Genomic DNA, 18,681 nt, shown 5'->3' on the forward strand with positions numbered 1-18,681 from the left:
ATATAAAAAATTATTGCTCAAAACGGGAAAACCATGAACAAAGAGCATAACTAAACTACTAATGACTGCTGAGTGAACTCAATATCCAATATAGACTGCTTAGTCTTTAATACAGGCTCTTTACCACGAATAATGCATTGATAAATAACTGCCAACTCTTTTTTTGAGCATTCTTTTTCTAAGAACCTAAAAGCAGATGCAGCAAGATATTCTCTATTTTCTTCAAATGCTAACCAGTAGCGGTCTTCTTGCTCACATACAAAACCTGTTGTGTTAGAACCAGCAAAAATATCTAAAATAACGTCACCTGGTTGTGTTAGAAACCTAATAAAAAATTGAGGTAATTTAGCAGGGAATCGAGCTGGATGCTCTTTTACACCTAGTTCCTTACATGCAGCAAGATACTGGCTGTTAGACTCTGAATTGAGAATCTGCAAAAGATTTGATGGAATAGCTCCTCCATTATCTTTACCAAAGCTACTACCAATATTATGTCCTGATGGTCGTTCTTTTGGAGTATAATAAGCCTTTGGGTTCTCGATAAGTTTTTTCATGCGACCACTGTATTCCACTAGCACCTTTGTGACATCTGCTTTAGGCCACTCAGTTTTGCTGAACCACCATACTGTATTAACAGAATCTTTTGCTCTGATTTTTCTCTTATTTACCCATTCAATTGGACTTGGCAATTTAGAAGGGTTATACCAATAGAAATCTTCTGCAAGGAAGAAGCCTATATCATCACAGAAATGCATAAGCACTCTAAAATTATATAAACTTCTGGATGGCACGCCTTTTTCATAAGCTCCACCTAGATCAAGTACAAAACTGCCTGTATCTTTGAGTTTGCTATGTACTAATTTTGCAAATTGACCAAGCCAGGCAACATATTCGGCTTGGGATTCATTTCCGTATTCTTTTTTTCTTTGCAAAGCAAACGGTGGACTGGTTATTACAAGATCTAAGCTATTGTCTGGTAATTGCGGCAATAAGTTAAGAGAGTCTCCACAATATGCAGCTCCCCTATCTGTAGTATATGTAGGTTTATTATTAAATTTAAATTTTTCCAATATATGTACCATATGGAAGATACTTATAGTCTGTAGACTTATAATTGTCAACTATTATCTTACAAAGATGACAAAAATAAAAAAACAACCTCTGCGGTTACTTCTTTCCCAGAATATACGAAGAATAAGAAATATAAAAGGGCTTTCCCAAGAAACTCTTGCTGATTTATGTGAATTACACAGAACATATATAGGCTCCGTTGAACGTGGTGAGAGAAATATCTCTATAGATAATGTTGAGCGCATAGCAGATGCCCTTGGTGTTGAACCTACTGCACTTCTAGATCAGGATCAAGACAGAAAATGTCTGAAAGATATATTTCCTCATATACGGAAGTATCAAGAGTTTGCTGTTAAGCATGGTATAAATGATATCTTTCAGGACAACGGCGGAAAAATCCTACAAGTCTCCTAAGAAACTCCTTGAACTAACTCATCTTTTTTTACCAAGAGATAGCCAAGTTCCTTTGCTCTTTTGATCAAATTTTTTACAGTTCTATCTTTATAGCGTGTTTCATAGTATTCCATTCCTTTTTCTACATATTCCTGTCCGTATTTGAGCATACTATAAAATATGCACGCTATCTTTCTTGCAGTAGCTGTTATTGCTTTTGGCGCTCCTAATCGTTTTTTTAATTTCCTGTAGTATGCACCTAATGCACTTTTACTATTTCCCACAGAATTAGCAGCCATTCGAAATGCATTTGCAGCACGATTAATGACTTTACGCGTTCTTGTGCTAAACACTTTTTCTCCTGTAATTTTATTGGCAGGGCTGAGTCCTAACCACGATGAGAAGTGTTTTTCTGTTGACCATTTACTATGGTTTATACCAGTTTCTGAAATTATGGTCTGTACACTTAGTACATCAAGCCCTGGAACTTTAGTAAAATCCATACCAGTTATCCGGTGTAGTTCCTCGTGCAAAGCAAAGTTTGGCTTACTTTTTCTATGCTTATTCTTTTCCTTACTCAACTGTTTACTTTCGCCAGGTTTTGTTTCAAGCGTCTTGTAATAGGCCTCAATATTTCTATCACATTCTGCTATTTTTTCTTGATAAATATTATATAGTTCAAATTCTTGCTTTAGCGTGAATAAGTGTTCCTCTCTATAGTCACCAGCTAACGCTTTTGCAATAGTAGACTGATCATTTTTTATTCGTGCATCCCTGAATTCAACCAATTTCTCAGGATCCCTTTTGCCTTCGATTATAGCCTTGATAATTTTCATACCAGTTACTCCAGTAATATCTCTTATAACTTTATGCAGCTGTATATTCATTTGAATTAATGCCTTCTGCATACGCAGAACATGTGTAGATGCACTTTCAGTAAGACTTTTACGTTGCCGCACATAACTACGCAATACACAAATTTGATCATCGGGTCTGAATGATCCATGAAGTAGTCCATAACTGTGTAGTTGTTGTAACCACTGACAGTCCTGAACATCTGACTTTCTTCCAGGTACATTTTTTACATGTCGCACATTTACCAGTTTTACTTCAAACCCATATGATTCGAGTACTTGAAATAAAGGAATCCAGTATACTCCTGTTGATTCCATAGCTACAGTTGTAACTTTACATTTTTTCAACCACCGTGCTAAATTATGAAGATCTTCAGTGAAGCAGCCAAATTTTTGGATACGTTGTTCATCTCTTCCTTCAGGTACACATACATAATGTACAGCTGAACCAACATCAATCCCTGCTGCATCAGGATTCACTATTTCTAATTTACTTTTTGCTTTTTTCATGGCAACTCCTTCGTATAATTTGTAATAGGGAAACGCTTCAGCTTGGAACGGTTGATAGTACAATCTCCTAACCGAGGTAGTCTACAAAAACTCCATCAATGATTTGACCGTTCCTCCCAAAACCACGCTTACGAACGGGCACTAAAGGCACCAGTGACTTGGTTGGTTATAACTGCAAAAGCGCTTCTCACAAAGTTATATTAGAAATTACTCAAAACTTAAATTGGGAGTTTCTTCCTGGTTTGACAGATTTCGTCTGTTTGACGCTTATTACTAACTGGACTCACTATTCTTCCAGCACGCGAGGGAAATGATGCCATTGATGAGTATGGTAATGAATATGAGCTTAAATCAGTAAATGCTTACAAAAAGCTTTTCTACTCATCATCATATGAATCCTACAATAATTGCAAAATACCGAAAGGTGGATTGGATATTTGCTATTTATGAAGGAATAGAGCTAAAAGAAATATATAAATTAACGCCGCAAGACCTTGAACCATATTATATTACATGGGAAAAGAAATGGCATGATACTGGTGGTAAAGACATCAATAATCCCAAAATTCCTTTAAAATACGTCAGAGATAAAGGTAAGCTTCTTTATCATTGTGATGAAAGAGTATGTGACCGCCACTAACTTCCTCCATCCCAGGTTGATTTTAAATTGTCCGGAATGCTGAAAACCCTAACATTTAACTCTTTTTTTGATAAACTTGTTTATTTGCTGTTTATTAAAATTTTCACTTCAAAATTTAACCTCACCAAAAGTATAAGAAGCCTGTCCAATGAAAAATTCTTAACCTTCTATAGCTAACCCAAGAAAGGTTTCCCTATGTCATACCGCCGCGGTATCTCAGCATAGATTCCGCTAACAAGTAGCGGAATGACGAATTTGTTGTTTTTCAAATTATCGGTAAACCTAAGTCACTTTAGCTATAAAATTATAAGTTATTGATATTTTTGCTCTTTTTTATCCTTAATCCAGAATTCGGATTAGTAGGGTGTCATCCAATTCTCAATGGTAAATTAAGAAGGGTCTGCAATAACGAATGTAGCTAGGGATATAATTGTTCCACTTTCCAATCGCTTCCCTCAACAAGGGTGTATCTAAATCTAATATGCTTCCTATATTCACCTTCTTGCCAAAATTCAATTACTTTTGGAATTACGCAAAATCCCACCCAAAAATCAGGACGAGAAACTTGTGTATTGTGAAATTCTTTTTCCTTCAATTTTATAGCTTGCTCAAAATCTTGCCAATCTTTCAGAATGCTCGATTGTTTTGAGCACCATGCGCTAATTTGACTACCCAGCGCTCGAGAAGAGAAGTATTTGTCAGTTCTTTCATCGTTTAGAAGTTTAACCTCTCCTTCAATTCGCACTTGCCTAGCAAATTCTATCCAATGAAACACTAACGCAGCTTTGGGGTTCTCAGTCAATTCTTTCCCTTTTTTACTGTTTACGTTAGTGAAAAACACAAAACCTTCTTTGCTATATTCCTTTAGTAATACCACTCTTGCAGATGGAATACAGTCTTTGCTACAAGTTGCTAGCGTCATTGCAGTTGGTTGTTCACACGGAGAATTAAGTACTGCTTTGTACCACTTTGAAAACAAATCAAATGGATCTTTTTCAAGTGAAAATATCATATCAAAAAATAAAATCTTAATTCTGGCACGCGTTGCAAAAATAAGTGCTACGGCCATTTTGTCGTATAAGTGTTATGATATTATTGCAAATCTTGCAAGGTTTTTGAACTTTACCATATACGTAAAAGTTATTTTGAAAGTATCCAGCAGATCCAGATGGCTGTGCATAATCTTTCAGTGTTGAACCGCCTGCAGCAATTGCATCACTCAGAGTATTTTTTATTTCAGCAGCAAGTTTTTCGCACTCTCTATAGGTCAAGTTTTTTGCTGACCTGAGTGGTGATATACGGGCTCTAAACAAGCTCTCAGAAGCATATATGTTGCCTACGCCAACTATTGATTTATTGTCCATTAACGCTGATTTGATATTCACTTTTTTGTTTTTCAGCAACTCCTGTAAATAGTCTCCACTGAATTCATCCGTGAGGGGCTCTATTCCAAAATTGCTAAAAAAATCCGTTTCTTGTTCTTTATTTAAAACGATAACTAATCCAAATCTTCTTGGGTCATTAAAAATTATTGAAGTATTGTCAGAAAATAAAAATACCACGTGATCGTGCTTATTCCGCATTTGATCGTGGTCAGCATATATAAGCTTTCCGCTCATGCCAAGATGTATGATTACAGCCACACTACCATCTGTATTCCAGATGGTATACTTACCTCTACGCTTGATGTTGCGTATGACTTTGCCCTTTAGCATATCATCAATATTTTTTGTTATTGGGGCACGTAAATTCCAATTATTCACTATAACATTACTGATTTGCTTGTTTTTAATTTTATCAAGCAAAAAATTAGAGATTACTTCCACTTCCGGTAGTTCTGGCATGATACCTCCTTCAAAACTTAAGTTTCTGATGGTAATTTTGTCGTTCTCAAATACATTCGAGTATTCTGCGGTGCTTTCTCCTAAAAATTCCTCACCACAAACGAGTTTTGAAAGGGTTCTCTGTCTACTCTGTTGCTGCTTTTTTCTTTTCAAAATATTTTGCTTTAAAGCTTTCGCTAATCTTTTTTTCTCCTCTTCTTTTTCCTTATTCTTTTTTGTGTTATTCATTATCATAATATATAAACTTGCCGTTGTAGCTCAGGTGGTAGAGTACGTCATTGGTAATGACGAGGTCCCAAGTTCGAGTCTTGGTAACGGCACACTCTTATAATATCGCATAACTTGCAAGCAAGGCTTAGAAGAAAGTTACAGAGGTAAGTTGTCATGCTTTTTCCATATCCTTTCTACCTTCTTGTTTTTGAGTAGCTCTAATGCTTTACAAAAGTGATACCTTGTTTTACTTGGCACTATAATGTCATCAATGTATCCATATGATGCAGCAAAAAATGGGTTAGCAAATTTTTCTTTATATTCTTTAATTAACGTTTGCTGATCTTTTTCGTGTCGAAATATAATCTCAACTGCACTTTCAGGGCCCATCACAGCTATTTCAGCAGTTGGCCAGGCATAATTTATATCACCTTTTAGATGTTTCGAATTCATAACAATGTATGCACCACCATACGCTTTTCTAGTGATAAGGCTAATTTTCGGCACGGTCGCTTCAGCGTAAGCGTAAAGCAGTTTCGCTCCGTGTTGTATTATATTATTGTATTCTTGATTTGTACCCGGCAAAAATCCTGGAACATCAATAAGTGTGATGATCGGAATGTTAAATGCGTCACAAAACCTTACAAACCTCGCAGCTTTTCTTGAAGAATCAATATCCAAACATCCTGCAAGGTGCATAGGTTGATTTGCAACAATACCGACAGTATTTCCTCCAATTCTACCAAAACCAGTTATGATATTACGAGCAAAATCAGGTTTCAGTTCAAAGAAATTCCTTTCATCACAAACTTTTTCAATGAGTTCATACATATCATAAGGAGTATTAGGATTGGTAGGAATTAGAGTGTTTAAGGATTCATCAATGTCGTCAACATCATTACAGATTGGTGCAGATTTTGGTGATTCTTGATTATTTGCTGGTAAGAAAGTAAAGAATTCACGCATTTTTAGCAGCATTTCAACATCATTATTGAATGCAAAATCCGCTACTCCTGTTTTGCTTGTATGAATTTTTGCTCCACCGAGGTCTTCGAAACTTACATCTTCGTAGGTAACCTTTTTTACTACATCTGGCCCGGTTATAAACATATATGAACTGTTTTTCACCATGAAAGTAAAGTCAGTTAATGCTGGGGAATAAACTGCACCTCCTGCACATGGGCCCATAATTAAAGAAATTTGTGGTATAACACCCGATGCATTTACGTTTCTTTGAAAAATTTCTCCATAACCAGCAAGAGAATTTACTCCTTCCTGAATTCTGGCTCCACCAGAATCATTTAGTCCGATAATTGGAACTCTGGCATTAATTGCCATATCCATAATTTTGCATATTTTTTTTGCATGTGACGCACCAAGTGAACCACCAAAGACAGTAAAATCCTGAGAATAAACAAAAACTTTTCTGCCATAAATAGTACCATGACCAATCACTACCCCATCACCTAAAAAATTAGCATTTTGCATGCCAAAATCATTTGCATGATGTTTTACGAATTTATCGTATTCTGCAAAAGAACTTTCATCGAGCAATATACTGAGCCTTTCTCTAGCAGTTAATTTCCCTTTTTCATGTTGTTTGGTAATCCTGTCAGAACCGCCTCCTTTTTCAGCTTCTAGTGCTTTGGTTTTTAGATTTTCTAGTATTTTAAAGTCTTGCATACAATAAAGTAGTTTTGAAATTAGTTGTAGACTTTATTAAGTTTACAAACCCTACTAACTATACACATACACTATTGCTATATGCAACAATGTATGTATGATAATTGTTAATGCTCTGGTGATTCATGGTCACTACTTTGAAAATGTTGCGATGTGTCAACACTTTTCATATTAGAAAGAGGTGGACTAACTGCACTGCTTTTTGTTTGTGCAAAACTTTTAGCAGCTTCAACAACCTTGCTTATACGAGGTTCTTTTTCTAGCTCTTTTAGGTACTTTGAGAAGATTTCACAACTTTTGTCATCCATATGTACCATTATTTTACCAAAACTTTCAGCTTTTTCAGAAGATAAAATCATTTCGATCTTTTCATCGCCTACCCTAAAGGTCATTTTTACTTTGCCTTGCATATCATGATATTGCCAGCTTTTTATTCAGATTAGATTATCTCCTTCTCCTATTCGCAATGCACCATATTCTAAGTCCTTAAATTCCGGGGAGTTCATAAATTTTGCAGGAGTGATCACACTTTTTTCTGGACACTGTACATAATAAAATTTATTATCTCTTTCTACTACAATTTCTTTTTTTTTGTCATTTTCAATACTATCACTTACAATTTGTTTTAGACGTGACAAATATTCGCCGCGTTCTTTCAGTATATCTTCTGGCAATAATCTCCGAACTTCTTGGCTCACATCAGTGCCTGTTGAAACTAGATTAAACATTTCTAACATAAGAGGCCGTAGTTTTTCTTTTCCAGTCTCAGTAACATTTTTATCTTGCTCCATGAGGTGGTATAAGATCAGTATCGAATAATCTATTATTGATGACTTTTTTCTCCTTGGAATACATCAACACTAAACATGACCTTGTGCTTTTTTGCATCGTCTATAGATTTTTGAAGTCTCTTTGCTATGTTTTCGATAGCTTCATCATTAGGTAAGTGTTCAGGCAATGGCGTCAACTTAAGGAAAAATATCAGCGATAGTGTATAAAATTTCTCTCCAAATTTTTTATCATTAAATTATCCAAAGAGTGCAAGGGACAGCACTTTTGTTTCTGTTTTATTTCAACAAAGAAGTCTAAAATGTGTCCTTTTTAGGTGAAATATGCAAAAAGGAAAAAACCTTATTCTACAAATTAAAAATATAATATACTCGAAAACTTTTCAGAAAATCCATTGTGTTGAGTTTTACACGAACAAGAAAACTTCCTTTTTCGACAGTATTTTCTATGATTTTAAAGTTAGTTAAAAAAAGTTTGGGAATAGAATGTGAACTTATGGAGCCATTGACATGTACCCTCAAAGCAAGCTTTTTCTAAAGCAAGGTATAAGATTTGCCATACAGGCTTTCAAGAATTTAAGCATCCAAATAGCCTATCAGGATGAACCTGAGTTGGAGAGGCTATAGACTTATTGCAGCAGATGGTTCTGGTATGAGATTACCCAGCTCTGGGGAAATTGTATCCGAGTTTGAACCAAATGGAACAACAGGCACCATTGGCAATTTGTTTGTTGATTTGTGTACTTCATTGATTTGCAGTGCTCGTCTTGCAGCTTGGAATATAGGTGAACAAACGTTGGCGGCAGAGCAATTACCCGAAGTTATCACTCAAATGCGTTTATTAAATCAAGAGAAATTATTATTTATCTATGATCGTCTTCAGTAAAATTCATTCAGCAGCATTATGATTTGGAAGTAGATTTTATTTTTCGCTTGCAAAAAAGAAATTATAGTAAGCTATGGGAACGCTGGCGAATTAGATTTTGATTTTATATTAGAAAATGAAAAGCTAAAAAATAAAATGAAAGGACAGAAAGTAAGAGTTATAGTGCTGACATTAGCCAACTGAGAAACAGAGTTTTTGACCGAGACTTTGGAGCAAAGCTTATGTGTTAAGGTGGCACATAGAGGAGTGCTATAAACGACTCAAAGTAGGAGCAGAGTTAGAGAATTTTTCTGGAGAGGCTGTATTACAAGAATTTTGGGCAAACTTGGTCATGTGCAATATATTATCGCTTCATATGTGTGATGCACAAGGGCCTTGGAACCCAGATCAAATTACTGAGTATCGTTTAAATTTTTCAGTTTTATTTAGTGTAATGAGACAGAAACTCTATCAGGTACTTATTGCACCAAAAAACTTTCAAGCCCTTTTTAAGTATACGCGCTAAAGTTAAAATCCGACCGGGACAGCCGCAATAAAGTAGATAAGCCTAAACGCCATCATGTCTTTAGGAGAGTTTGCTAATGAAAGTTCTTAAGTTGACGCCATTGGCTGAACGGATACGGAATGACACCATCCTTTTTTTTGGATTCCAGACTGGAATGACACCTCTGGACACTTCCGTCGTAAAGGAACCAGTGTCAGCTACTCGGATGACACCTTTTTTCTACTTAGTTTGGGTTATGCAAGAAGTCTAATGAAGTGAAAATAAATTTATTTACCAAAATAGAGTTGCCTTGGTCTACAGATCTTAGTTTCTTTATCATTTATCATTTCATACCACTGAGTAACCCAACCAGTGGTTCTTGCAAGTGCAAAAATAGGCGTGAACATATTTGAGGGAATATCGATAGCATTCATTATTATACCTGAGTAAAAATCAACATTTGGATATAACTTACGCACAATAAAATATTCATCCTTTAAAGCTATTTCTTCAAGTTTTTTTGCAATTTTGAGCAATTCATTATTTTGTTCTAGTTTACTTAGAACCTCATGGCAAGCGTCTTTCAATATGCGCGCGCGCGGATCATAATTTTTATAAACACGATGTCCAAATCCCATCAATTTAAATGGATCCTTATCATCTTTAGCTTTTTCGATGAATTTATCTATATCTCCACTTTGCTCTATCTCTTTTAGCATATTTATAACTGCCTCATTAGCTCCACCATGTGCTGGTCCCCAAAGTGTAGCAACTCCTGCAGAGAGGCTTGCAAACAGATTAGAACCAGCCGATCCCACCAATCTGACAGCCGCCGTAGAAGCATTCTGTTCATGATCAGCATGGAGAGTAAATATTTTATCCAGAGCTTTTGCAAAAAGGGCGCTTTTATCATTATCAACAGCATCGCCAAATATCATCTTTAAGAAATTTTCACTGTAACTTAATTCATTGTTAGCATTTATGAATTCCTGATTGTTGATATGCCTATAAATCATTGCAATAATTGTGGAAACTTGCGCTATTGCAGAAATTCCAAAATCTAGGTCTTCACCATTGACATTGTTGCCATGCTTTTCATGATAAGATGCTGACAAACTTGCAAAACATGCAACTAAGATTGACATAGGGTGAGCAGTTTTTGGAAATGCTTTAATTACATTTGTAACTTGCTCTGATACTTTGGATGATTCTTGTATTTTGAGAAGAAATTTTTTGTGTTGCTCTGAACTGGGTAATTCACCATAGAGCAATAAATAAATCACAGCAGTAAAATTATTATTCTCTGCCAAATCAGCTATATTATGTCCCCTATATTTAAGAACTCCTTCATCTCCATCAATGAATGTAATTGTAGAAGAGCATGAAGCTGTAGAAACAAACCCTGGATCGTAAGTGAATAATCCTGTCATCTTATATAAATCCTTGATATTTAACACATCAGGACCTGTTGTTCCGCTTAATACAGGTAGCTCGATTTTTAATCCATTACTTAGTTCTAATAGCACTTTTTTATCCATCACTTAAGCTACTTAAATTTTATACAGAATATACAAACTGAGGAGTATATATTAATACAGTTAACTTTACATTAACCGTATTAAGCGGTCATCAATGCTTTTACTTTTGCATTTAAGCGACTTATTTTACGCGCAGCAGTATTCCTATGAATAACACCTTTATTCACACACTTGTGTAAATTAGATTCAGCATTCCGAAATGCCAGAACAACATTTTCTTTGTCGCCAGACTTGATTATATCAACCAATTTTCTAATAGCGGTACGAGTTTTACTTTTCCGCATCTTATTTATTAAAGTGCGTTTTGCTATTACCTTTATCATTTTTTTAGCACTCTTATGATTTGCCATATATTAATACCTAAAATACTATACTTTTCTTTTAATTATAAAGTTTTTTTGTTAATTTGCAATATCAGTTTTTTCTATGGTTAATCTACTGCTTCTCTCTTCAATAATTTTTTCTAAACTTTGCAAGAATTCATTTTTGTTTAACCCAGGATATATTGGGGGCAATATTTCTATTACTGCCTTTCCGGGATTCTTTCTCAGAGAAAGTATGCTTTTTGGCCAAAACAAACCAGTGTTTAAAGCAACCGGTAACACAGGAACAGATAATACACTATATAAAGCAGCAATACCTGATTGATATTTTATATTTTGGTTTATAGTTGTTCTTGTACCTTCAGGAAATATTATTATGCTTCTATTTTCTTTTATACGCATTTTTGCTAGTTTGATTATATGGCGTATAGAACTGATACCATCTGAACGGTTAATAAAAATCATTTTCAGCGCTATAAGATGCAAACCAATGAATGGAATCCATTTCAATTCACGTTTTAAAATAAAAACCACTTTTCTAAATAGTAGTATAAAAATAAATGTTTCAAATGGAGATTGGTGTTTAGATGCAATGATAAAAGGTTGCTTAGGGATGTTTTCCATTCCCCTCACTTCATATTTAATGCCACATAATAAACGCAGCATGAATAATACAACTCTCACCGAACAGACGAGGAAAATGGTTATTACACACTCAGAAAAGAAAATTACAGGGAGAGTAATGAAAGTATAGAATACCTCCCATAATATAAGAAAGAAATTAAACAATAAACTTGAAATCACAAACTCACATAAATTTATTTAAATTTAACTTTATTACAAATTAAAAACAATAAATTTAATTATTGATCATCTGAGTAATAGGATGCGAATCAGCTAATTTGTCCTTTAACTTTTCGTTAGCAATATGAGTATATATTTGTGTTGTAGAAAGGTTAGTATGGCCAAGAACTTTCTGTATCAACACAATATTTGCTCCGCTATTTAGTAGATGGGTAGCAAAAGAATGCCTAATCACGTGTGGAGAGATTTTATTTTCATCAATATTGCATTTTCTTGCTAACTCCTTCATTAATTGACCGACCCTCTGCCTTGTAATTGGTTTATTAGGTTTATCACCTGGGAATAGCCAATCAGACTCCTTTCTGTTAGAGAGCAGATTGTCACGAACTGATAAATAATTTCTAAGGCTCTGCAATGCTTGTTCATTAAAAAGAATTTGCCTCTCTCTACCACTTTTTCCTTTTATTATTATATAGCATTCTTTGTTATTACCGTTTATTAAATGCAACACTTCACATAATTTCATACTAATTAGTTCAGAAACACGCATTCCAGAAGAGTAAAGGATATCTAAAATCGCACATAGCCTTTTACTGCTTATCTCTTTATTCGATTCGCTTGCTGATTTTCTCACTGCGTCCATTAGCAAAAATATTTCTTCGACACTTAAATACTTAGGCAAAGGACGAGAAACTTTTGGATTCTGTAATTCAGCATCATTAGCCGGCGCTGGATTAAAATCTATTATTCCGTCATTAAATAGACACTTGTAAAAATTTTTCATAGCGGATATTTTTCTTGATATAGAGCTACTTTTATATTTTTTTTGTGTACATAAAGATTTCACATAATCTTTAATATTGGTTTTGTTTACACCAACCAAGGTAGTGCTGCTTTCCAATAAAAATTCTTCAAACTGGTGTAAATCCGAACGATAACTTTCCAGAGTATTTTGTGCAGCGGACCTCTCTGAAGCTAAAGCATCTATGTAATATGTTATGTAAAGATTTTCTTTTTTATTTTGCGACTGTTTATTTTTCATTATCAGCTCCTATATTTATTTCTTTGGCTATAATTTGATTAGAAGTGTTCCCTGTGTTTCTTATGAGAAAATATGAGACAAATAAAGCATTTATCAATAGAGTGAACATCACAAACTTTTGCTTTAACCTTTTTCTTAAATTTAATCTTACTCTTATCATAGTTAAATTATAACGTTAAATCTATAAAAAACACCTTATAAAGTGAGCTCTACTATAAATATAGAATACTTCTTAGCTGTATCTATCCATATTTATTATAACATAACATTGATTATAATTCTAACATGGACAGATAGAGCTTTCAATTACGTTAGTGTTATGGGTGTTAATAAATTTTTAATATACACCTTTACAAAAGAAGAAATCAAATGGCATCTTTTTTTAATAAAGTGCTAATAAAAGGAACGGTCACATTCGACCCTATAGATTCATTATCTATCTTCTCTATAATTTTATCAATGCTATAGAAAGAACGTTCTATTCTTGCTAAAATATAATTAATCACTTTTAAATCAATTTTTAACTGTTTATCTGAAAATCGTTTTATTAGCATAATTCTTAATAATTCCTCGCTTGCAGGCAAAATTTTTACGCTGATAGTTGATAATATTCGAGAACTTAAATCTCTTAATTTGAAGTTAAGCTTTTTTGGTGAAATTGAAGAAGTGATTAGCAGCCTCTTGTCACTTTCTTTCATGTAATTGTAACAATGTAATAACATTGCTTCATCTTTAATGCTTTGTACGTCTTCTAAAATAAAAGCATCGCTATACCTAATCTCGCTTACGAAGTTATTCACATTGATAAAAATTGCATCGTTTATTGATTGCCAAATATGAGCAAGATGAGTTTTACCGGAGCTTTTAGGTCCAAAAAGAATCAGACATTTCCAAGATAAATCATTAACTACCGAATTATACACGTGCTTATTTTCATCTAAGACGATGTAATTTTGCCGACTATAATCAGCTTGATTGTTGTTAAATAAATTTAATTGCACGTTGAACCTCTTACGTAACCTCTTTCTGGTAGTAATTTTTGCGCAGAAATTTACTTACGCTCCTCAAATGTGTCAGGTATTCTGGGCTCATTTCTCCTCTTACCATAAATTGATTATGCAAAAGGTCTGTTAGCCGTTTTTATAAAGCTCACTTTTAAAATATTTATTGATTGCATATTCTACTGATACATTGAACATTGCTATTATTGGAATAAAAAGTAATATACCTATAAATCCAAAATATGAAGCGCATATAGTAATTCCCAGAATAATTACAGTTGGATGTATATGAACTTTTTTTCCTATTAATAAAGGAACTAATATGTTTGAATCTATTAATTGCCCAACACCAAATAATAGCAAAACAGCAGCACTTTCAAACCATCCACTAAATTGAGTGATAGCGCTCAAAAACCCAATAATGGTATATAATAATGGCCCTACGTAAGGTATGAACGTTAACATTCCTGATAAAATTCCAATAACAATAGAGTGTTTCAATCCGATTATGCTCAGGCTTACAGAGTAAAAGATCATCATGACAATACATACATTTACCTGCCCCTTTAGATAATTAGATATAATGAAATCCACTTTGAAAAAATAATCTGCAATTTTTCCCCTGTAAGGAATAGGGATTAATTTATTAGCTTTTTCTATAATTAAAGGCCAATCACGTAATATATAGAAAAACACTACAGGAGTAATCACCATTAATGATACCGTGTTAAAGCTTGAACTTAACACTTGGATTATAAAGTTACTAGCAATATCAAGAGCATTCATGAAATAAGATACATAGTTGCTGTAATTTTCTGCTAGATTTTTAGATAAGTGATCAAATAAGCTATCCTCGATTTTTATATTAAGAAATTCTAATACAGAGGGGATTACTTTAAGCTTTAATGAAGGCACTCTACTCACTAAGAAATTTAATATTGAAGTAATTTGAACATATATAATAGGTAAAACAAATGTTATGACTAGTATAAAAGCTATTAATAAAACAAGTATTATAAAAATTACAGAACATGAACGTGGTATTCTATACTTTTCAAACTTGACTACTAGCGGATTAAACAAATATGCAATAATAATAGATATTAAACATGGAAAAATCATAGGACGCATCAGGAATAACATCCCTATTATAAAAAGCAGTATGAAACAAATAGTTATATGACGTTTTTGCATGTGTTTAGCATAGCTAATTTACTGAAAAATATGCAATTTATTTTTCCTATGTTGAAAGTATTTTACGATTTGTAATACTATCGTTTTTTACTAAAATTTAGTTGTTTAATCCGCAGGCAAAGATAGATTTTGAGCTCTCTAAATATCTCTTTTGCTATTATAATTATGCTAGTTAATAGGGGAAGTAACTTTTATATGATGTCAGAAATTTTATTTTTCGGAAAGAATCTTGGATAGAGAGGAAAGCTTCTACAAAAAGAAATATGTGCGTTAAGAAATACAAAATAGCAGCATTAATAGTTGCAGCGGGAGTAGGCAGTAGATGCAATTCTACGATTCCTAAGCAATATATAAAACTGGCAGGTAAATCTGTTTTATTTCATACAATTAAAAGATTTCTGGCTAACCAATATATAGATTACATAAGAATAGCAATTAATAGAGACCATGAAAGTTTCTATGAGAAAGCTATATCACTAATTACAGACACTAAATTACTAAGCCCTGTATACGGAGGAGAAAACAGGCAAAGTTCAGTTAAACTAGGGCTTGAAAGCTTACAAAAAGTTAACCCAGATTTTGTAGTTATACACGATGCTTGTAGGCCTTTTGTGTCAGATGTTCTGATAGATAACTTGGTTGAATCTATGATTAATGATCAATATACAGGAGTAGTTCCAGCAATAGAAGTTGAAGACACTATGTCATTGGTGAGTAATAGTTTTATTGAATCTACGATTTCAAGAGGAAAGCTCAGAGCCATACAAACCCCTCAAATTTTTAATTTCAAAGAATTATTATCATGCCATCAATCAGTCAAAGAATTTACTGACGATTCATCACTAATGGTAGAGCACAAAAAACATGTTGCGATTATTAAAGGTGAGAAAAGCAATTTTAAGTTAACCACAAAAGAGGATATCAATATGGCAAAGCTTCTTTTTGAAGAGCCAAAATTTCGTGTCGGAGCCGGTTATGATATACATAAGTTCATTAAAGTTCAAAATGGTGCTGAAAGCTTTATAAAAATTTGCAGTGTGAAAATTGAACACAACATGGCAATAGAAGCACATTCAGATGGTGATGTTGCAATACATGCAATCGTTGATGCAATACTCGGAGCACTGGGATGTGGCGACATAGGAGAGCACTTTCCTCCTAGTTCCTCTGAATGGAAAGATTGCAATTCATCTCACTTTCTTGACTTTGCTGCTAAAAAAGCAAAAGAAAAAGGGTACAGCGTGTCTAATTTAGATATTACTATAGTTTGTGAAGAGCCTAAAATATCGCCTTACAAAGTAGAAATGAAGAAATTCATATCAAAAGCATTAGAAATTGATGATGAATTTGTAAATATCAAAGCAACCACTGCAGAGAAATTAGGTTATATTGGAAGAAATGAAGGAATAGCAGTGCATGCTTCTGTGTTATTGCATACAAACTTTTATTGGGAATAGAAACGAAAAAACTTACTTGACACCCTTCGCCAGTCCCCTTATCATGAAACTGAAGCTATTTATTTATCTTCGCAATCTGTGCAGGTTAATGACAAAAAACTTAGGGTATTTGGCGTCTCATGTTTAATTTTTCGCACTACGTGCATCGCATGTCTTTAAAAATTTTTAGGTTTTTACCTATATAAGCCGAAACGCGCTTACAAAGCGTTTAAGACAGCAAAAAACGTCAAATTGACAAGGGAGAATTTGAATGCTAGCTACTACGGGGTTTCTTTGCCTTTTTTCCTGCTTAGTAAATTTCTTAAACACTTGCGGTGTAGGTTAGTTGCAAGTTAAAAGCAGCTAAATCGCTCTTAATCAAGCGTTTTAGAATAAAAAAAACGCCGATATTTTAGTACATAGTAAATAGCCAACCACCACGGGGCTTCTTTTGCCTTTTTTTTCGGTTGGTAAATTTCTTAATATTTATGGCTAAACGACAATCGTCATCCCGCTACTTGTTAGCGGGATCTAGAGATACCGCGGCGGCATGACGTAGGACTGCTGTCATTCAAGTAGCTGACGCTGGAATCCAGCCTTGCTGTAATCTCATCAAGAACGTTGTGTTTTAACATAAGATCAGCCACTTTTATGCTTACCAACTTAATAAAATTCCTGGATCCAAGTAGTCAGGCTACTCGGATGACACCTTCATAAAGTGAAATGAGATCCCGCTAACAAGCAGCGGGATGACGGGAAAAGAGGTGCTAGAATGACACCGTTTACTATGTAACATCTCATCATATCACAATGTTCGTACAGTTGTGGCGGTATGACGTAGAAAAACTGTTAACTTAAATCTATATTGACATGTCCCATTTTACGCTTATCCCTAACCTCTTTTTTCCCATATATGGTTAAACTAGCTTTTTCGTTGCTCAAATACTTATGAGAATCATATATATCATTACCTATTATATTTTTCGTCATACAAGGAAAGCGTAATACTACTTCCTGCATAGGTAACCCGCATATTATCCTAACTAGCTGTTCAAATTGACTAACGTTACATGCATCCAAGCTCCAGTGGCAAGAATTGTGAGGTCTGGGAGCTAGTTCATTAACTAACAATTCGTTATCTTTAGTAACAAAAAATTCAATAGCCAGAATTCCTATTACATCAAGCGCATTTGCTATTTTCTTTGCAGCTCGTTGTACCTCTTGAGTTAATTTGCTATCTATTTTAGCTGGCACTGTTGAAGTATCAAGTATTCCATCAACGTGGTAATTTTCTGCTATAGGAAAAAAAGCTACTTTACAGTTTTTATCTCTTGCAACGACTATTGAAACCTCTTTCAGTAAATCAACACTTGCTTCAAGAATGTACTCTGTATTCCAATCAAAGGAAGCAAATTGCTTCACTTCAGAATCATTCTCAAGCACATATTGTCCTTTTCCATCGTAACCCATTTCTGTTGTTTTCAGCCTTATTGGATAGCCAAAAGCTCTACTGCTTTTCAGTAGCTCATTATAATTTTGTATACTCTTATAGTTAGCAGTTTTTATACCCAAGTTTTTAATAAAATCCTTTTCTCTCAGTCTGTTCTGCGAAATGTGTAACGCTTTTTTACCCGGATAAAAATTTACATCGATATCAATTGCACTACATGGAATATTTTCAGACTCAATAGTAACTAAATCCACACTCTGTGCAAAAGATTCAAGAGCTTTCTTATCAGAGAAATCTGCTATTGTGAAATCATCAGCAACAGAGCAAGCCGGATCGTCTTTAGCACTGGCAAAAACATGTGTTTTTTGTCCAAGTTTTGTTGCAGCGATAGCAGTCATTTTACCTAATTGTCCACCACCTATTATTCCTATTACTTTTTTGCTAAGCGCATCTGGTTCGTTCATACTATAAATTGATATTTCCTAATTAAAGTATACTTGAAAAATCTATGAAAAAAGCATATAATTAGA

General features: G+C 34.1%; 18 protein-coding genes, 1 tRNA gene and 2 pseudogenes. 6 read left to right on the top strand and 15 right to left on the bottom strand.

The genetic code is table 11. The features are described from left to right. Positions 1-50: 50 nt before the first annotated feature. Positions 51-1,070 carry a site-specific DNA-methyltransferase gene (locus tag AAGD93_RS06580; protein WP_341819379.1) on the bottom strand — a complete coding sequence of 340 codons (1,020 nt, stop codon included), beginning with the start codon at positions 1,068-1,070 and terminating at the stop codon, positions 51-53. A 67-nt stretch (positions 1,071-1,137) separates the two neighbouring features. Between AAGD93_RS06580 and AAGD93_RS06585 the strand changes: the two genes are divergently transcribed. Continuing rightward, the gene (locus AAGD93_RS06585) at positions 1,138-1,485 is read left to right on the top strand and encodes a helix-turn-helix domain-containing protein (protein WP_341819380.1); all 348 of its coding nucleotides are present in this window, start codon (positions 1,138-1,140) and stop codon (positions 1,483-1,485) included. On the opposite strand, the gene AAGD93_RS06590 is transcribed toward AAGD93_RS06585, so the two are convergent. Next, on the bottom strand, positions 1,482-2,828 hold the full coding sequence (locus tag AAGD93_RS06590; RefSeq protein WP_341819381.1) for an IS110 family transposase: 1,347 nt from the start codon (positions 2,826-2,828) through the stop codon (positions 1,482-1,484). The two genes, AAGD93_RS06585 and AAGD93_RS06590, sit on opposite strands and share 4 nt — an antisense overlap. Before the next feature lie 318 nt (positions 2,829-3,146). Here AAGD93_RS06590 and AAGD93_RS06595 point away from each other — a divergent pair. After that, a pseudogene (locus AAGD93_RS06595) lies at positions 3,147-3,468 on the top strand (hypothetical protein). A 418-nt stretch (positions 3,469-3,886) separates the two neighbouring features. On the opposite strand, the gene pdxH reads toward AAGD93_RS06595, so the two are convergent. Both pdxH and mutM read right to left on the bottom strand, forming a co-directional pair. After that, positions 3,887-4,480, bottom strand: coding sequence for a pyridoxamine 5'-phosphate oxidase (pdxH, locus tag AAGD93_RS06600; protein WP_022626142.1), 594 nt, complete (start codon positions 4,478-4,480; stop codon positions 3,887-3,889). A gap of 16 nt (positions 4,481-4,496) precedes the next feature. Continuing rightward, positions 4,497-5,312, bottom strand: a complete 816-nt coding sequence (mutM, locus tag AAGD93_RS06605) for a bifunctional DNA-formamidopyrimidine glycosylase/DNA-(apurinic or apyrimidinic site) lyase (RefSeq protein WP_341819924.1) — start codon at positions 5,310-5,312, stop codon at positions 4,497-4,499. 247 nt (positions 5,313-5,559) lie between these two features. Here mutM and AAGD93_RS06610 point away from each other — a divergent pair. Further along, positions 5,560-5,632 (top strand) — tRNA-Thr (locus tag AAGD93_RS06610). Positions 5,633-5,678: 46 nt separating this feature from the next. Here the strand turns inward: AAGD93_RS06610 and AAGD93_RS06615 are convergent. From AAGD93_RS06615 to AAGD93_RS06630, 4 genes are all read right to left on the bottom strand, one after another. Further along, positions 5,679-7,205 (bottom strand): acyl-CoA carboxylase subunit beta, encoded by a 1,527-nt coding sequence (locus AAGD93_RS06615; RefSeq protein WP_015589410.1) that lies wholly within the window; start codon positions 7,203-7,205, stop codon positions 5,679-5,681. Positions 7,206-7,312: 107 nt separating this feature from the next. Further along, on the bottom strand, positions 7,313-7,615 hold the full coding sequence (locus AAGD93_RS06620) for a hypothetical protein (RefSeq protein WP_231115838.1): 303 nt from the start codon (positions 7,613-7,615) through the stop codon (positions 7,313-7,315). 24 nt (positions 7,616-7,639) lie between these two features. Further along, the gene (locus AAGD93_RS06625; protein ID WP_265027197.1) at positions 7,640-7,942 is read right to left on the bottom strand and encodes a hypothetical protein; all 303 of its coding nucleotides are present in this window, start codon (positions 7,940-7,942) and stop codon (positions 7,640-7,642) included. Positions 7,943-8,028: 86 nt separating this feature from the next. After that, on the bottom strand, positions 8,029-8,163 hold the full coding sequence (locus AAGD93_RS06630; RefSeq protein ID WP_255324782.1) for a hypothetical protein: 135 nt from the start codon (positions 8,161-8,163) through the stop codon (positions 8,029-8,031). A gap of 154 nt (positions 8,164-8,317) precedes the next feature. Between AAGD93_RS06630 and AAGD93_RS06635 the strand changes: the two are divergent. Together AAGD93_RS06635 and AAGD93_RS06640 are read left to right on the top strand one after the other, a co-directional pair. Then, a pseudogene (locus tag AAGD93_RS06635) lies at positions 8,318-9,461 on the top strand (transposase). Next, complete coding sequence (locus AAGD93_RS06640; protein WP_156517996.1) at positions 9,461-9,634, top strand: hypothetical protein; 174 nt, start codon at positions 9,461-9,463, stop codon at positions 9,632-9,634. Before AAGD93_RS06635 ends, AAGD93_RS06640 begins: the two are co-directional and overlap by 1 nt. Before the next feature lie 16 nt (positions 9,635-9,650). On the opposite strand, the gene AAGD93_RS06645 is transcribed toward AAGD93_RS06640, so the two are convergent. The 6 genes from AAGD93_RS06645 to AAGD93_RS06670 all read right to left on the bottom strand — a co-directional run bounded on the left by AAGD93_RS06645 (position 9,651) and on the right by AAGD93_RS06670 (position 15,265). Further along, positions 9,651-10,901, bottom strand: coding sequence for a citrate synthase (locus tag AAGD93_RS06645; RefSeq protein ID WP_341819925.1), 1,251 nt, complete (start codon positions 10,899-10,901; stop codon positions 9,651-9,653). Between the two features lie 80 nt (positions 10,902-10,981). Continuing rightward, a complete protein-coding gene (rpsT, locus tag AAGD93_RS06650) occupies positions 10,982-11,251 on the bottom strand; it encodes a 30S ribosomal protein S20 (protein ID WP_006279236.1) in 270 nt (89 codons plus the stop codon). Positions 11,252-11,302: 51 nt separating this feature from the next. Next, the gene (locus AAGD93_RS06655) at positions 11,303-12,028 is read right to left on the bottom strand and encodes a lysophospholipid acyltransferase family protein (protein ID WP_341819383.1); all 726 of its coding nucleotides are present in this window, start codon (positions 12,026-12,028) and stop codon (positions 11,303-11,305) included. Between the two features lie 55 nt (positions 12,029-12,083). Further along, entirely contained in the window at positions 12,084-13,070 is a 987-nt protein-coding gene (locus tag AAGD93_RS06660) for a tyrosine recombinase (RefSeq protein ID WP_341819384.1), read from the bottom strand. Between the two features lie 365 nt (positions 13,071-13,435). Beyond that, positions 13,436-14,071, bottom strand: coding sequence for a DnaA ATPase domain-containing protein (locus AAGD93_RS06665; RefSeq protein WP_341819385.1), 636 nt, complete (start codon positions 14,069-14,071; stop codon positions 13,436-13,438). A gap of 129 nt (positions 14,072-14,200) precedes the next feature. Next, entirely contained in the window at positions 14,201-15,265 is a 1,065-nt protein-coding gene (locus AAGD93_RS06670; RefSeq protein WP_319803668.1) for an AI-2E family transporter, read from the bottom strand. A gap of 263 nt (positions 15,266-15,528) precedes the next feature. Here AAGD93_RS06670 and ispD point away from each other — a divergent pair, with 263 nt between their 5' ends. Next, positions 15,529-16,722 carry a 2-C-methyl-D-erythritol 4-phosphate cytidylyltransferase gene (ispD, locus tag AAGD93_RS06675; protein WP_341819386.1) on the top strand — a complete coding sequence of 398 codons (1,194 nt, stop codon included), beginning with the start codon at positions 15,529-15,531 and terminating at the stop codon, positions 16,720-16,722. Between the two features lie 828 nt (positions 16,723-17,550). Here the strand turns inward: ispD and AAGD93_RS06680 are convergent. Next, complete coding sequence (locus AAGD93_RS06680) at positions 17,551-18,615, bottom strand: 5-(carboxyamino)imidazole ribonucleotide synthase (protein WP_006279559.1); 1,065 nt, start codon at positions 18,613-18,615, stop codon at positions 17,551-17,553. Positions 18,616-18,681: the final 66 nt, after the last annotated feature.

This window comes from Wolbachia endosymbiont (group A) of Brachyopa scutellaris (assembly GCF_964026995.1).
In the GTDB taxonomy this organism is placed as follows: Bacteria; Pseudomonadota; Alphaproteobacteria; order Rickettsiales; family Anaplasmataceae; genus Wolbachia; species Wolbachia pipientis.

Bases quoted from the DNA above. Each gene is read 5' to 3' on its own strand.
- AAGD93_RS06645 (WP_341819925.1), bottom strand. From the start codon at position 10,901: ATGGATAAAAAAGTGCTATTAGAACTAAGTAATGGATTAAAAATCGAG.
- AAGD93_RS06625 (WP_265027197.1), bottom strand. From the start codon at position 7,942: ATGTTAGAAATGTTTAATCTAGTTTCAACAGGCACTGATGTGAGCCAA.
- mutM (WP_341819924.1), bottom strand. From the start codon at position 5,312: ATGCCAGAACTACCGGAAGTGGAAGTAATCTCTAATTTTTTGCTTGAT.
- rpsT (WP_006279236.1), bottom strand. From the start codon at position 11,251: ATGGCAAATCATAAGAGTGCTAAAAAAATGATAAAGGTAATAGCAAAA.
- AAGD93_RS06620 (WP_231115838.1), bottom strand. From the start codon at position 7,615: ATGCAAGGCAAAGTAAAAATGACCTTTAGGGTAGGCGATGAAAAGATC.
- ispD (WP_341819386.1), top strand. From the start codon at position 15,529: ATGTGCGTTAAGAAATACAAAATAGCAGCATTAATAGTTGCAGCGGGA.
- AAGD93_RS06670 (WP_319803668.1), bottom strand. From the start codon at position 15,265: ATGCAAAAACGTCATATAACTATTTGTTTCATACTGCTTTTTATAATA.
- AAGD93_RS06585 (WP_341819380.1), top strand. From the start codon at position 1,138: ATGACAAAAATAAAAAAACAACCTCTGCGGTTACTTCTTTCCCAGAAT.
- AAGD93_RS06590 (WP_341819381.1), bottom strand. From the start codon at position 2,828: ATGAAAAAAGCAAAAAGTAAATTAGAAATAGTGAATCCTGATGCAGCA.
- AAGD93_RS06640 (WP_156517996.1), top strand. From the start codon at position 9,461: ATGAAAGTTCTTAAGTTGACGCCATTGGCTGAACGGATACGGAATGAC.
- pdxH (WP_022626142.1), bottom strand. From the start codon at position 4,480: ATGATATTTTCACTTGAAAAAGATCCATTTGATTTGTTTTCAAAGTGG.
- AAGD93_RS06615 (WP_015589410.1), bottom strand. From the start codon at position 7,205: ATGCAAGACTTTAAAATACTAGAAAATCTAAAAACCAAAGCACTAGAA.
- AAGD93_RS06660 (WP_341819384.1), bottom strand. From the start codon at position 13,070: ATGAAAAATAAACAGTCGCAAAATAAAAAAGAAAATCTTTACATAACA.
- AAGD93_RS06680 (WP_006279559.1), bottom strand. From the start codon at position 18,615: ATGAACGAACCAGATGCGCTTAGCAAAAAAGTAATAGGAATAATAGGT.